This window comes from Staphylococcus sp. 231237_7MaSpsaltlick (assembly GCF_043107035.1).
Window position 1 is genome coordinate 440,952 of the sequence record NZ_JBICNX010000001.1, and the last position, 13,599, is coordinate 454,550.

21 protein-coding genes are annotated in these 13,599 nt (G+C 42.2%); 2 read left to right on the forward strand and 19 right to left on the reverse strand.

The genetic code is table 11. From position 1 onward, the window contains the following. Positions 1–9: 9 nt before the first annotated feature. The 5 genes from ACF91D_RS02175 to ACF91D_RS02195 form a co-directional block, all read right to left on the reverse strand. Positions 10–1,368, reverse strand: coding sequence for an SNF2-related protein (locus ACF91D_RS02175; protein WP_392436386.1), 1,359 nt, complete (start codon positions 1,366–1,368; stop codon positions 10–12). Further along, the gene (locus tag ACF91D_RS02180) at positions 1,358–1,642 is read right to left on the reverse strand and encodes a VRR-NUC domain-containing protein (protein WP_392436387.1); all 285 of its coding nucleotides are present in this window, start codon (positions 1,640–1,642) and stop codon (positions 1,358–1,360) included. The genes ACF91D_RS02175 and ACF91D_RS02180 overlap by 11 nt, the downstream gene beginning before the upstream one ends. 415 nt (positions 1,643–2,057) lie before the next feature. After that, positions 2,058–4,532 (reverse strand): virulence-associated E family protein, encoded by a 2,475-nt coding sequence (locus tag ACF91D_RS02185; protein ID WP_392436388.1) that lies wholly within the window; start codon positions 4,530–4,532, stop codon positions 2,058–2,060. Between the two features lie 14 nt (positions 4,533–4,546). Then, on the reverse strand, positions 4,547–4,756 hold the full coding sequence (locus tag ACF91D_RS02190) for a hypothetical protein (RefSeq protein ID WP_392436389.1): 210 nt from the start codon (positions 4,754–4,756) through the stop codon (positions 4,547–4,549). 1 nt (position 4,757) lies between these two features. After that, positions 4,758–5,018 (reverse strand): hypothetical protein, encoded by a 261-nt coding sequence (locus ACF91D_RS02195; RefSeq protein ID WP_392436390.1) that lies wholly within the window; start codon positions 5,016–5,018, stop codon positions 4,758–4,760. 82 nt (positions 5,019–5,100) lie between these two features. Here ACF91D_RS02195 and ACF91D_RS02200 point away from each other — a divergent pair, with 82 nt between their 5' ends. Then, positions 5,101–5,415 carry a hypothetical protein gene (locus ACF91D_RS02200; RefSeq protein WP_392436391.1) on the forward strand — a complete coding sequence of 105 codons (315 nt, stop codon included), beginning with the start codon at positions 5,101–5,103 and terminating at the stop codon, positions 5,413–5,415. A gap of 22 nt (positions 5,416–5,437) precedes the next feature. On the opposite strand, the gene ACF91D_RS02205 is transcribed toward ACF91D_RS02200, so the two are convergent. The 14 genes from ACF91D_RS02205 to ACF91D_RS02270 form a co-directional block, all read right to left on the reverse strand. After that, the gene (locus ACF91D_RS02205; protein WP_392436392.1) at positions 5,438–5,560 is read right to left on the reverse strand and encodes a hypothetical protein; all 123 of its coding nucleotides are present in this window, start codon (positions 5,558–5,560) and stop codon (positions 5,438–5,440) included. Beyond that, on the reverse strand, positions 5,548–5,718 hold the full coding sequence (locus ACF91D_RS02210; protein WP_392436393.1) for a hypothetical protein: 171 nt from the start codon (positions 5,716–5,718) through the stop codon (positions 5,548–5,550). Before ACF91D_RS02210 ends, ACF91D_RS02205 begins: the two co-directional genes overlap by 13 nt. After that, positions 5,718–6,029: a MazG-like family protein gene (locus tag ACF91D_RS02215; protein WP_392436394.1), complete on the reverse strand. Its 312-nt coding sequence runs from the start codon at positions 6,027–6,029 to the stop codon at positions 5,718–5,720. The genes ACF91D_RS02210 and ACF91D_RS02215 overlap by 1 nt, the downstream gene beginning before the upstream one ends. A 65-nt stretch (positions 6,030–6,094) precedes the next feature. After that, positions 6,095–6,562, reverse strand: coding sequence for a nucleoside 2-deoxyribosyltransferase (locus ACF91D_RS02220; protein WP_392436395.1), 468 nt, complete (start codon positions 6,560–6,562; stop codon positions 6,095–6,097). Beyond that, entirely contained in the window at positions 6,563–6,973 is a 411-nt protein-coding gene (locus ACF91D_RS02225) for a DUF3310 domain-containing protein (protein WP_392436396.1), read from the reverse strand. Continuing rightward, the gene (locus ACF91D_RS02230; RefSeq protein ID WP_392436397.1) at positions 6,974–7,564 is read right to left on the reverse strand and encodes a hypothetical protein; all 591 of its coding nucleotides are present in this window, start codon (positions 7,562–7,564) and stop codon (positions 6,974–6,976) included. A gap of 1 nt (position 7,565) precedes the next feature. Continuing rightward, on the reverse strand, positions 7,566–7,784 hold the full coding sequence (locus ACF91D_RS02235; RefSeq protein ID WP_392436398.1) for a hypothetical protein: 219 nt from the start codon (positions 7,782–7,784) through the stop codon (positions 7,566–7,568). A gap of 14 nt (positions 7,785–7,798) precedes the next feature. Further along, a complete protein-coding gene (locus ACF91D_RS02240; protein WP_392436399.1) occupies positions 7,799–8,095 on the reverse strand; it encodes a hypothetical protein in 297 nt (98 codons plus the stop codon). A gap of 16 nt (positions 8,096–8,111) precedes the next feature. Next, complete coding sequence (locus ACF91D_RS02245; protein ID WP_392436400.1) at positions 8,112–10,061, reverse strand: DNA polymerase; 1,950 nt, start codon at positions 10,059–10,061, stop codon at positions 8,112–8,114. A 52-nt stretch (positions 10,062–10,113) separates the two neighbouring features. After that, positions 10,114–10,674, reverse strand: coding sequence for a DUF2815 family protein (locus ACF91D_RS02250; protein WP_392436401.1), 561 nt, complete (start codon positions 10,672–10,674; stop codon positions 10,114–10,116). A gap of 105 nt (positions 10,675–10,779) precedes the next feature. Beyond that, a complete protein-coding gene (locus ACF91D_RS02255) occupies positions 10,780–11,958 on the reverse strand; it encodes a DUF2800 domain-containing protein (RefSeq protein ID WP_392436402.1) in 1,179 nt (392 codons plus the stop codon). Next, positions 11,951–12,322, reverse strand: a complete 372-nt coding sequence (locus ACF91D_RS02260; RefSeq protein ID WP_392436403.1) for a hypothetical protein — start codon at positions 12,320–12,322, stop codon at positions 11,951–11,953. The genes ACF91D_RS02255 and ACF91D_RS02260 overlap by 8 nt, the downstream gene beginning before the upstream one ends. Positions 12,323–12,402: 80 nt before the next feature. Beyond that, positions 12,403–12,561 (reverse strand): hypothetical protein, encoded by a 159-nt coding sequence (locus ACF91D_RS02265; RefSeq protein WP_392436404.1) that lies wholly within the window; start codon positions 12,559–12,561, stop codon positions 12,403–12,405. A 114-nt stretch (positions 12,562–12,675) separates the two neighbouring features. Then, positions 12,676–12,864 carry a helix-turn-helix domain-containing protein gene (locus ACF91D_RS02270; RefSeq protein WP_392436405.1) on the reverse strand — a complete coding sequence of 63 codons (189 nt, stop codon included), beginning with the start codon at positions 12,862–12,864 and terminating at the stop codon, positions 12,676–12,678. A 379-nt stretch (positions 12,865–13,243) separates the two neighbouring features. Between ACF91D_RS02270 and ACF91D_RS02275 the strand changes: the two genes are divergently transcribed. Continuing rightward, positions 13,244–13,585: a helix-turn-helix domain-containing protein gene (locus ACF91D_RS02275; RefSeq protein ID WP_392436406.1), complete on the forward strand. Its 342-nt coding sequence runs from the start codon at positions 13,244–13,246 to the stop codon at positions 13,583–13,585. Positions 13,586–13,599 lie beyond the last annotated feature (14 nt).

Sequence of the window (13,599 nt, forward strand, 5' to 3'; positions counted from 1 at the left end):
CAGCCTCCTTTAAAGTATTTGAGCCTTTACGGCTTGCATTAAAGCATTTTGTCCTAACTGCTTATTTTGCAGCCCTTTATACACGTCTTGGTCGACGCTGTTCTCAGTCATGATGTGATGTATAACAGTCGTTTCAGTCTGTCCTTGTCTGAACAGTCGTGCATTGGCCTGTTCGTATTGTTCTAAGCTCCACGTAAGCCCAAACCATACGGCAATTGAGCCTCCATATTGTAAGTTAATTCCGTGGCCTGCACTTGCAGGGTGTGCAATAAGCAGCTTAATATCACCATTGTTCCAACGCTCCATATAATCACCCTTTAGCTCCTCTGCAAAGTCATAACGTTCAAGTATGCGCTCTTTGTCATGTTTGAAACTATAGAACAATAATATCGGCTTACCTTGTGCCTCCTCGATGATTTCATCAAGACGCTCAAGTTTCCTGTCGTGTATGGGCTTATATGTGCCGTCTGAGGTGTATACAGCCCCATTGGATAGCTGCAATAGTTTTTGCGTCAATGTGGCGCTTGTGAGTGCCTCTATATCTTTATTAGCATCTGCCTCGTCCTCTATGACCATATCTTCTTTCAGTTGGTCGTATACGGCACGCTCTTTTTTACTGAGTTTCACCTCTTGTACATTGTCTATACGCTCAGGCATTTCGAGATAGTCCTTACTTTCCATGCTGACTGTGACATCGCTTATCTTGTCGTATATTTCATCTTTCGCACCCTCTTTCAGTTCCCAATTGAAAACATGCTCTGTCAGTTGATGCGTCGGATAGAAAAAGTTTTGCCTGAACTTAGTCATAGACTTGCCTAAACGTTCACCGCCGTCAATCAGATAAATCTGTGACCATATATCTATTAAGTTATTAGGTGCTGGCGTTCCTGTAAGGCCTACAAATCGGTTGACTAAAGGCATCTGCTTTTTAAGTATTTTAAAGCGTTGGCTGCTTGAACTTTTAAATGTCGATAATTCATCAATGACTAACATATCGAACGGCCAATCTTTTCGATACTTCTCACATATCCATTTTGTGTTTTCTTTATTTGTTACATAAATATCAGCATCTTTAGCCAATGCCTCTGTACGCTGTTTAGAGGTACCTAGAACAAGCGAAATGGTCAAATTGGATAAATGGTGCCATTTTTCTATTTCTTGCGCCCATGTGTCCTCTGCAACGCGTTTAGGGGCAATCACCAATACTTTATCCACTTCAAGATAATCATATTTGAGTTGTTCAATGGCTGTAAGGGTTGAAACTGTCTTGCCTAATCCCATATCCAAGAAAAGCCCATACTTTTTATTATTTATGATTTTATCTATGGCATGCGCTTGATAGTCATACGGCTTAAAATCAATAGCCATTCTTGACCACCTCTTTTATAAATTTATCAACATCATTTTTCGAGTAAGGCACATAAACATGTACGCCTAACCTTTTAAATTTCTTATGCAAATATTTTTGAGGTACTGACAATTTGCCCTGCTCGTTTTTCAACTCAACAAAATAAATTCTATTTTCAGGAAGTAAAACAATTCTATCAGGTACCCCTCGAATTGAAGATGTAAATTTCAGGCACAAACCGCCTAATTTTTCCACCTCATCTTTTAAATATTTTTCAATTTTACTCTCTCTCATTTTCCTGCCTCCTAGTTAGTACCAATAAAGAGCGTATCCATTTGGTGCATCCACAACACGCTCAACTTTTATACAATGCTTGTTAGGGAGTACAGTATATACTCTCTATTCCCTAACACACTCTCAACTCTCAGAGGGGTTTTTTTTGGATACTATGGATACGATAGGGTTTAGCCTTACGGGCAGTAAATGGCAAGCCGTATCCACCCCCGTATCCCCGAGTGGTTTGGTATGGATACTATGGATACGCCCAATATTGGCACGTATCCACTTTTTGGATACGCGGATACTGGTAATTTTACACTATTTACGCCCTAACAGGCATTTTCAAAAAGTTGCTAGTGAGTGGATACTCGGATACTTGGATACAAAAACCTTGAAAAAAGTTTATAAATAAGTGGATACTTTGGATACTTTACTCATCACGAACATATGCTTTTTGTAAGTCGTAACCATTTCCAAATTTCAATCTGCCTCTACTACCTTTCGTATATGGCTCCCAATTTTTCATACCTTTTAGGGCTGATTTTATTCTGTGCTGCTCAGCTTTCGGAAATCTGCTGCGGTCATTACCTAGACACTCACACCACACCTCAACTGGGCTTATCTTGTCTCTCAGCTCCCAATCTTCATCGTTGTCAGGTATCAGGTTAGCTGGTAGTACGCCCTCATCGCCTGATTGGATAAATTGACGTTTCGTGTCTACGTCTAAATCACGCCACTTAGGCGGTATTGGTGTGTTCACGTAAGCCTCAATGATACCCTCGAGATAATCGTCCTCAGTGTGTGAGGCCTGTCTGTCGTTCATAAGCTCCTCAAGCTCAGCAGGTAAATAAAGCTGCTCGCCCTGCTCATAACGATATTTAGCCTCTGCCCACATCTGCGCAACGAGTGCAGGGTCTTTCAGCTCTGCAATTGGCTTACTTGCATTGTGCTTGTCAACGGATAACGTCCAGAAACGACGGCCACCTGTGTCATCACGTAAGAAATCAGGGTTGTTTGTAGTTCCAAAAAATACACACTGGCGCGGAAAATCTTCATTATGTCGACCATAAGCCACACGGAATGAGTCGGTTTGCTTACTGATAAAGTGTTTTATAGCCTCCACTTCGGCTTTCTTAGTAGCTGAAAGCTCGGCCATTTCTATGAGCCATTTACCTTGCAGCGCCTCAAATGCGCCTTTGCCTGTGACTTCACTCAAGCTGTCACTAAACCAATCGCCGCCCATAAGGCTTAGGATTGTAGACTTGTTATGCCCTTGTTTGCCGTATAGCGTTGTCATATAGTCAAACTTGATTGCAGGCTGATAAATACGTGCCACCCCTGCCGTAAAGGCTTTTCTCGTCACTGCTCTATTAAGCTCTGAGTCCTCAGCGCCTAAATAATCAATGAATAACGTATCAAGACGCTCTACGCCGTCCCATTCAAGCCCATTCAGGTATTCACGGACGGGGTGGAATGTTTTCTCTAATGCAATTTCGCTCACTGCATCATCGGTCTTGCTGCGGTGGTAGATGCCATGTTCCTGTTCAAGGTACATTCTCAACCCTGCATCATCTGAGTCGCGCCAATAGCGCACCTTGTCCTCTTTGTGCCACGGTACAGAGCCTAGTACGCTCAGACGGCTGTTAAATTCATCATAGGCTATCTTGCCCACTAATCGGTCATCATTACGCAATATCAAGCCTATATTAGGCGTTGTCGCTAACACATTACCTGATTTATCCATTTCGAGCATTGTCGCCCATTTGTACTTATCACGCTTAGCGTCTTTGTCTATAAGCTCAGCGAACTCGTCCTCAGCGTCCTCATAGCGCTCAACCATTGTATTGATTTTAACCTCTGAGTCGTTCTGTGCTAGTTTCTGCATTGCTGTGTATGAGGGTAGGCGGTTGATTGGCGTATCTTCGGGCGCGTCCTCATCTTGCAGGCCGAACTTGTGTATACGCAATAGGTCGAAACTGTTGCATAGCTCGCCGCCTGCAGGGTCTGTCCCGTGATGTGAATAGGCAAATTTGCCATTTTCATAAGTGACTAAACCGCCTGCCGTTGAGCCTCCAACGTAAGTGAAACGGTTATCGTCGTACTTCTCATATACGTCAGATAGGAATTGCTCGATTACGTCCTCAATGTCGTACGCTCTACAGAACGCGCCGACGATGCCTGCTTTCTCGTGCGGGTCGCCCTGCTTATCTGCTAAACGGTTATAACTTGCACTCTCACGCTCGGAATATGGCCACTCTAGCGGGTCGCGCCAATCTTTGTATTCTTCCAATATCTCGTCAGGGTCAAGGAACTGCTCATCTGCATATGTGAAGTAATACTCAGCGTCATCACTTGTACTTGGCCAATACATAAGCCTGTGTGGCTCGTATGTCGTATCGTCAAAGTAATCAATGCCGATTGACTCGGCCACCTTACGTGCTACTGCCTCATACTCGTCACCGTCAACGTGGCGTTTAAGTGGAATGACTAAACGCAAACGCGGGTTTGAGGGTCTATGCTTATGTGTTGAGTAAAGGGCGTAGGCCTTATCAAAGAATAACTCTATAATCTCGTGCATGTTCTCGTCAGCAAAGTCAATGTCTAACGTCAGCATTGACCTGTTCATCACGTAACCTTTACGGCGTTTGCCCTCTTTAAGGAAACCTCCGACAAAGCCTCCGACGTCCTTGATTTCTGATTGCTCATCACGTTTCATGCGGTTGTACTCGTCAATTGTTTCCTTTGTACGTGTCGTGTGGGCTAGCTTATTAAGAAATTCGCCCCATGTTTTCTCGCTGTTCTTCCAATAAGTTGATTTTCTGCTTGTTGCAAATGCGTAAGTGATTTTCCCGTCGTGTTTAAGCGCTTGCTGCTCAAATGGTGTTACGTTGTCTAATGCGTGCATTGATATGCTCCTCCTTAATCTATTTCAACCGTTGTATGGTCTGCCCATTCATTAGGTACGATGTCGCTGTCATCTTTAATTACTTGCTCTATTAGGCTCATGTCCTCAGTGCTGAGGCCTAATCTCATCTGTAAGGCTTTCAGCCTCTCAGGGTCTCTCAGTTCCATTGTGTAGTGTCGTGATAATTGGTTTTTATCCTCTAACTCTTGTATTGTTCTTAGCATTTTATTCGCCCTCCTTGATTGCTTTCTCATATGCCTCGTTGGTAAGTGGCACACCTTGCACGCTGCTATCTTTAGTCAGTTGCAATTCAGTCATAGGCTGCACACGTCTCAAAGCCTCATTCTCACGCTCTAACCTGTTGACTTTAGCCTTGAGAATAATCATTTCATTAATCATGCTGTCGTTTTCTTCCCATGCGTTCACTAATCGGTTGTAGTCATCGCCTGTCATTGTCACTGTGTCGTTTTTAATATCTATGTTCATGTTTTAGCCTCCTGAAAATTAAATGTGTGGCGGTAAACTTTTCTGGTATACTTAGTTTATTAATATATGAAAGGTTGATTAAATGAATTACTTCATACCACCGTCGCTGTATTTCAAAATGTTTACTGCCTATCGGAAAGGTGAGGTTAAAATACCCGATGATTACAAACACCTAGATTGGATAAAAGAAGATAAGCTGCTCGAGGCCGAAGCCACTGGGGGAGGCATAATTGATAAAAGGAGCCGTACCCCGCGCCTGAAACTCTTCTATAGTGATAAATTTAAGTTAACTACTAAAGGTAAAACTTTATTTTTCCGTATCACATGGGGCTTATCTATTGCTGCGTTCGGTCTTGTAGGTGCTGTTATTGGTTGGGCAATTTCATTTTTTGCTTAATTTGAGGGGGTGCTTTAGCCTCCTAGATTAATAGTGAAAATATGCTCTGTATGCCTAACATCAATAAGCCTGTGAGTACCAAGCCAATGCCAAATACAACGATTAGAACAATAAGGTGTACAAGGTAAGTAATTACTTTCTCCATTGCTTAACCTCCTCAAGTTCGTTGATTGTTCTTTGAAGTTTGTCTATGCTGCGTCTTTGCATTTTATTGATTTCTGATTGGTGCTTAGCATCTACAAAATGCAGCAGCAGCAAAGCAATCGTTATGCCGTGAAAAACTGCGTCCATTAGCTCACTCATTACAGGTCAGCCTCCTTGATAAATGTGCCGTCTCTCATTTCGCCCTTGCGGCCTTTAATCTCGTTATAAGCATATGTTGTGCATTGCTCAAGCGTTAGGCCTAGCTGCTGCGATAAGATGACAAGTGTCACGACTGCATCGCCTATGCTATCTATAACTTGCTCTCGGTTATCTTTCACCAATCCTTGACTTAACTCGCCGATTTCTTCTACGACTTTAAGCATTTGCTTATTAGGGTCTGAGTTGTGCAACCCTTTATCTGCTGACCAATCCTCTATATTTTCTACTAATGTCTGCATGTCATTTGTCATTGTTTTTGTCCTCCTTATGATTGACGCTTTTACACCCTGCGCCTCTAGGGTTTGCTTAATGATGTTCATTTTAGTGCTTGTCGGATAGCCTCAAAGTCTTGTATGCCTACACCCTCAGTGATTTCTAAGATTACGCCATACACATATTGATTGATTGAGAACTCAGCTCTGTCCTGCTCAGTTGGAATGTGGCCTGTGCCTTGCCTAACATCGGTACAATGTACATAAACCTCAAGCTCAGGTTTGTCACGTTTCAGTTTTTGGATATACCCCAACTCGCAAATGCTGCCTTGTGCATGCGTCAAGTAGTCAGCGACAATGATGTCTGCGCTCTCAATACCTGCTGTATCATTCGCCACGATACGCTCTGCTAGGCCTTGCTGGTCAGCGTTTGTTTTGTCATTGATGCTCTTGTCGTCTTGAGGGTTATGCACGTTATAGCCTAAGTCCCTGAAAGCTGATTTTTCATAAGCTCGGCGCAATTGCTGCCCGTGACTTAGCATGTCGCCTAAAATGTAGATTGTTTTAGCCATTTAGTCAGCCCCCTGCAAGTAGTTTCTGTATCGTTCTGCATAGTCGATAATCTTATTAAGCTCTTTGGCCTTATCGTCTTTACGGCCTAAACGTATAGCGTATTTGCTTATTTGCGACTTCATAGCGCCCTGAAATTCTTCATCGGTCATTTGCATATGCCAAAAGTCTATAAGGTCAATGCCGTCCTCTGTGTTGCTCTGATAGTGTTTCTCTTTAGCCTTTTCAGCTTTTTCAATAATTCGGATAGCGTACTTGTCATCAATGTGATGTGTTTCTGTGCCGTCGTACACTGTCGCTCTCATAACATCGTGGTGCAGCTCAGTCACTTGCGCCTTTATAGGCTGTCCTGAGTTAATCGGATATTCAAACTCTATAATGTCGTCAATATCTAACAAATGTATCTGTGTCATCTATTTGGTGGCCTCCTTGCATTTAAATGTGTAGCTGTCTGCTAGGTACTGAGCGTATTCCCCGAAACTGTGTTGCTGCTTTGTGCCGTCGTACATGTGAGGGCGACGCTCTTTGTCTCGCTCAATTCTGTACATTTCCTTAATTTCCCTACGGCGCTCAGCCTTACGTGCTTGCAGCCTCATGTTCTTTAACTGTCTATCTTTCAATATTTCAGTGTCGTCGATTGCTGCAAGCTCTGCAGCAAGTTTTCTGTCGAATATGCCGCCGAACATGTTAGATACTGCGTTCTTCAAGCTCTTGCCCATACTAAGGTTATATGTCAGTTTGCGTGTGCCGTCGTGGCGTATACCTAACTTATCAATCATAAATAAAGGAATGTATAGCGTTCTCACGTTGTCGTCGTATCTTAGGCAAACATCGCCGTCCATTAATACATAATTCTTACCTAGCTCTACGGCATCAAAGAAGTCCCAACCTGTGTCGACTCTGTTTTGAACTTGCCCTAATGTCAGGCCTTTATTCCAAATAGCCTCGGCTTGGTCTTTTGTCAATTGTCGCTCTGTGTCTTGGTCATAAATTACGCGTTGCATATTAGTAAACCTCCTTAGTTTCTTTTAGTTCTGATTTGCCTGTCATGGCTACGACTTCGCTTGCTATGTCGTCGTAATATTCGTTGATATACTCGTCGACTTTCTCGGAAATATCATCACTGCTATTAGCTGTTACTGTAACTGTCGTTTCATATTCAACCGTGAACTTAACAGGAACTTGATATGTTCCCCACTCGCTCACGTTATCTAGTGCGCTCATGCTTTAGCCTCCTTTTAGTATTCAAACATTGTGAAATTTAAATTTCCTTTATGATTAGATTGAATTAGGACTATGTCTTTATTCTCAAATTGTTCGTTCCACCCAAACATCACTACAAAAGTATTAGCACGGGAGCCACAAAAGTAACTGTCATTTTTTTCTACAGTTGCTACTTCATTAGTGTGAAAGCTATCCAATAAAAATTTCTCATTATCTCCCAAAAAGTATAAAGAGTTGTCAACTATAACTAACTTCTCTTTCTTGGCTTTCATATAAGCATTCTCAATAAGTTTTGCTTGTACATCTATCATTCTCAATCTCTCCTTTTTAATCTTTCATATAGAACGGGCTGACAAAGCCGTCGCTGTCTAGGTTTAAACCCTCAGCCCAATCAATCGGTTGGCTCATAATATGCTCTATATCTTTCAAATGGTCGTGTCCGTCGTCAGGTACTTCAAGAATAAGCTCATCATGCACATGCGCGACTATCTTGTAACCTTGTTTCTCAAGTCGTTCCATTGATATGCCTAACGCGTCACGGGCTGTAGCTTGTACAATGTTCTCGACGAGCTTGCCGCCGTATGTCTTGATTGTGTCCCATTTCCGCACGGCATTTAGTCCTTGAAATTCTACTATTGTTGCGCCCCAACTGTTTTCGTTGAGTTGTGCATCTCTGTATACTAACGCTCTGCCACTCGGCAGCTCTGCCAATAAGTGACCATTCTGAATGTAAAACTTAATGCCGTTGGCCTTTTGCATTGTGCCTTTATTGACTGCTTTGATTGCTGCTTTCTGACAATTAAACCAAAACGCTTTAATATTCGGATTGGCTGCACGCCAAGCGTCAACTAAAGGCTTAAGCTCTGATTGTTCAAGCCCCATTTTTAAGGCTCCCATTGACTCAAGTGCGCCTGCGCCTCCTTGATAGCCTAGTGCTAGCTCGGCCACTTTGCCTTTTTGTCTTAAAGGGTCGCCTTTGCCTATGCTCTCGATTGGTACATCGAACATCTGAGCTGCTGAGGCCTCGTATATCTTGCCGTGAGTATCAAATACATCAAGTCGCCACTGTTCACCTGCAAACCATGCAATCACTCGAGCCTCAATGGCTGAGAAGTCGCTGACTGCTAACTTGTAGCCGTCTTGTGCTGTGAATGTCGTTCTGACAAGTTGGCTTAATATGTCCTGATACTCGTAATCGAGCATTAAGTCCAGCCAATCGAAATCTTGCTGCTTGATAGCCTCACGTGCGATGTCTAGTTCTTCATCTGTCATGCTGTGCTTAGTGAGGTTTTGCATTTGTACGCCCCTGCCTGCCCAACGGCCTGTGCCTGCTCCGTAAAATTGGAACATGCCTCTTATTCGGTTATCATTGCAGGCCATGTTGTACATCTTGTCGTATTTCTTAACGCTGGTCTTACTCATCTGCTGACGTAACTCAAGCATCTTGCGTGCTTTGCCTGTGGCTGTCTGCAGGTACTCGTCCACTGTTGCTTTTCGTAAATTATCAATTTCGAGGCCTTGCTCCTCAAACCATGCAAGCAATTGCTGCGTGCTGTTCGGGTTGTCGAGTCCTGTCAATTGTTTGGCCTGTTTCATTAAATCTGATTTGCTGATTTCATCTAGTTTGTAAGCCCCCAGCATTAAAGCCTCATCTATATGAACGCCTCTATCATTTATTTGTTGGTCTATCGTCCATAACTGCTGCTCTGAGTCAGGATATTCAATACTGCTGATTTCATTTGCTATGGCCATTTCGACCCTTACGTCTTGCTCACAATAATCAATGAACTGCTGCCATTTCTCTGTGTCGTGTTCAGGATAATTTCGAGTACGTCCGCCGTTCACTTTTGTCGGCTTACATGGCATTGAGAAATATTTAATCAAGTTCTTACCTTTAGCATCTTTTTGCATGTCTATGCCTAATACTTCGGCACACATTTCAAGTGATGCTGGCAATCCGACTCTTGTCGAGTTGACCATGCTGCAAACCCATTCACTAGGTGGCATTGTAGCCTTAAAGTGTTTTGCTAGTGCTGTACGTTCAAATGCTGCGTTAAAGGCGTATTTTGTGACCTCAGGGTCGAACAGTAAGCCTCTAAATTCTTTGTATAATTCTTCATCACGGTCATATAGGTCAATTGACTTCACTGCGCCGTTGTCTATTGAGTAAGCAATGATTAATATTTCAAAATCAGGTGCCTCTACATATCTATGTGCGCCTGTTTTCCTTAAATCAAAGCTGCTATATGTTTCTACGTCTATGCTTAATGTTGTCATGTAGCTCCTCCTTTATTAATATGTATAGGAGGCTCAAGGCCTCCTGTGTTCATTAATCTAGGAACTCATCAAATTCAGAGTCAGTTAGGAACTCAGCGAAATCGTCCTCAGCTTTAGCTCCGCCGCCACCTAATGGCTCACCGTCTGCAGCTTTCATAATGTTACCTAAGCCACATGCAATGCCTTTGTTGCCTGATACTGCGAACGGATAAAAGTTAACTGTTGCGTGGATATAGCAACCGCTATATACGTCCTCAGAGTCGTCTGTGCGTCTGCCGTCCATGTCTAGCACTTGAGGCTTGCGTTTCGTGTTAGCGTTTAAGAAATAAGCATTTTGATACGCCTCATCGTCCTCACGTTCCACGTCGCCGTCTCTTAATGGTGTTTTAAGACTCTTAGGAATTTTTCCACCGAATTTTTCCTTGCCGTTTTCTTTCGCGTTCTCTACTGCTTTATTAATTTTGTCGATTGTTTCTGTATCATCTTTAGAGATAATTAAGCTGATATTATACTTAGGCTCGTCGCCCTCATTGATTGCTTGCGGCTCGAAAATGTGTGCATAGCTCGCTCTTGCTTTTTTAACCATTACTTTTGTTTGTTTTTGTTCTGCCATTTTGAATTGCTCCTTTAAATTTGATTTATAATATAGTATTAAGATTTGTTACATAATATAGTTTGGTTTGATGTTGCATAATATAGTATTAATGGCCGTGGCCTTTTATTTATTAATAAACTCGTCAAAGTCTTGTTCTGCACTGTCTACAATAGGTTGGCGTTTGTCATCTTCTGTCACGAGTGCGGGTTTGCCTTGTGGCTTAGTGACTAAATCACTCAGCAACTCAGAAACTTTCTTTTTGCCTAGCTGTTTCTCTAGTTTTGAAATGCTTAACACTTTTGTCTCTGAAACGTCTTTCGGGTCGTAATGTTTCTTGAGCCTTTCGTAAACTTGTTCGTCATCAACATATTTACGATTAGCTTTGCCCTCGACGACTTTCCAACCGTCAAAATTTCTGCTGTTTTCATAAGCCTGCTGTTTGCAATATTCTTCAACATCACTCGCCCAACGTTTAATCTCAGGCAGCTTATGAAGTAGCTCAGCTAGTTCGTTGTCTGTGAGGGTTGCTGGGGACTGCATGTCCTCACTTTTAACGTTGTTAGCCTCTGCTCTTGCTCTGCAGGTGTGACGTATCTTGCAAAATCGGCAATGACTGCCTGCATGAAACTCGCCTTCGCCGTTGTAAGCCTTGATTGCTTGAGGTTTAACTGTGTTCAGACCCCAATCTACAAGGTCTGCAGCATCTACTGTCTCACTTGATATGTTGTTCAATCTCGGCTGCACAATTGTCATTTTGATTGTGTGAACGTCCTCAAAATCTTTGAGTAGCTCATAGGCACCTAGTCCATATAATCTGAGTTGAGGGTTGTTGAGGGCGGAAACCTCGACACCTTTACCAAACTTCAAATCTATGATTTCTACTGTGCCGTTGTAATACACAACCACATCGCCCGTACCGAATGACTCAGGCACATATCTCGTGAGGTCGAGTCTGTGTTCAAAAAACAATATTGGCTCGTCTTGAGCTTTCGCCTCGTTGATTTTTTCTTCAACAATATCGACGTACTGCTCAACATACTCGCGTAATTCTTCGGAATAATATTCATTATCTTTTCTATGCTCGAGCTGCTGCTTAAAATCTTCATCACTCAAGCCCTCATACAAGTTACTGAAATATAGCTCTGAAAGTTCATGAGCGAATGTTCCCTCTCTTGCGAACTCACTCGACGAGTCACCGATGCCCTCACTCGCTTTAATGCTTGGCGGACAATTCAGCCATTGGTTTGCGCCACTTGCGCTGAGTTTGGCATGCGCTCGGTTTGAATGGTCAAGGCTAGGCATTGTCTAACTCTGCCACATAATCAATAATGCTTTGACGCTGTTCAGGCTGAATGTCCGATACTTTTTTCGCTCCGATTTCATTTATCTTCGCTTTGAGTTTTGTCTTTTTCTCGGTGTCCGTGCCTTTGATTATTTTAGCAACTGCTTTCTTCATTTCTGACTCGTCTGCTATTGGCTCCTCTTTAGCTGGTGCCTCTTTAGCTGGTGCCTCTTTAGGCTGTTGCTTTTCTTCCTCAGTTGGCAACTGCGTCCAGCCTGCTGGCTCGTTTGAAATGTCTGTGAAATCTTGTAGCTGTTTCTCTTTTAAATCATTTGAACGTTTTAGCTCGTCTCTGATTTCTGTCATAATTGCCTCTAATGTCATCTTGAATATCCTCCTTTTTTGTTTTACAATGTACGTATATCTTTATTTCAAATTACTTAGGTCTTACTCACTGCTATGAGTTAGGCCTTTTTTACGCTCCATTTCTCTGCTGCAAACGCCATTACGAATGTTGCCCACACGCCCAGCACAATGCCGACGAAAATGTCTGACATCATTGAAAATAATACGGTTGACGCTATCCAAAAACTGAAAACGCCCAGTTTTGCTAAAGCTCTCATACTTTCGCTCCTTTTCCATTTTCTAGTGTTTTCTGTATTGCTCCACGTTCCCACATAAAATCAAACCAGTATTGCACTGTAGCTTGTGACGGTTGTGTCATTGTTTGCACCTCCTTATTTGCTTTTAATCGGTTTACTGTTCAAATAGTTAAAAATTCTTTGTTTCTGTGTTGGCGCGTCTCTGTGATTGTTGAGAATATCACTCAAGTACGGGGCTGATATGTTTAAATCTTTGGCCATCGTTCTTTGTGAGATTTCTCTTTTTTCCAATTCGCTGCGGACTAGCGCCCCGAAATCTTCCATTTTTCGACCCCCTTTTAGTTATTTGGCTATTTTTTATCATGAAAGCACTTTACGAGCGTTAGCTAATATGCTAATATTAAAAATGTAGTAATTAGCTAATAAGACAGACTTATCCCGTTGGCTTAGTCATGATTTTTCAAAACTTATTATTGCTACTGCGCTACTTGAGCTTACTCAAACAATCAAATCAACAAAATTAATGTTTTGGCGAACTGCGTTTTGTTTAAGTTGTTTTTGTAAGCTAATCACTAGCACGTGTCTAACTATAATATATCAAATGGCTATTTGCAACCATAAAATTATGTTAATTGGCTAATATTAGTTATTCGATGTATTTAAAGTTGACAGTGGTGCGGCTTAAAAGGAGATAAAAAAAATTATGAATTTATACGAAAAAATCAAAACCTTATGTAAAAATAGAAACATCACTGTCGCTGAATTAGAAAGAAAGTTAGATATTTCAAATGGTCAAATAAGAAAATGGCAGGGTGGGAAGTTTCCGACTGCGGATAGATTGAAGAAAGTTGCGGACTACTTTGAGGTTTCCACTGACTCACTTCTATATGAAGAAATAGACGAAAAAGAAATCGAGCTTGATGAGGATATCCGTATCATGCAACGTGCTGCTCAGAATATGAGTGAGGAGGACAGGAAGAAAGCTATTAAGGTTTTTGAGGCTTTCTTTGATAACTGGGACGAAATAACAAAAGACGACAAGTAGTAAGGGAGTTTTTG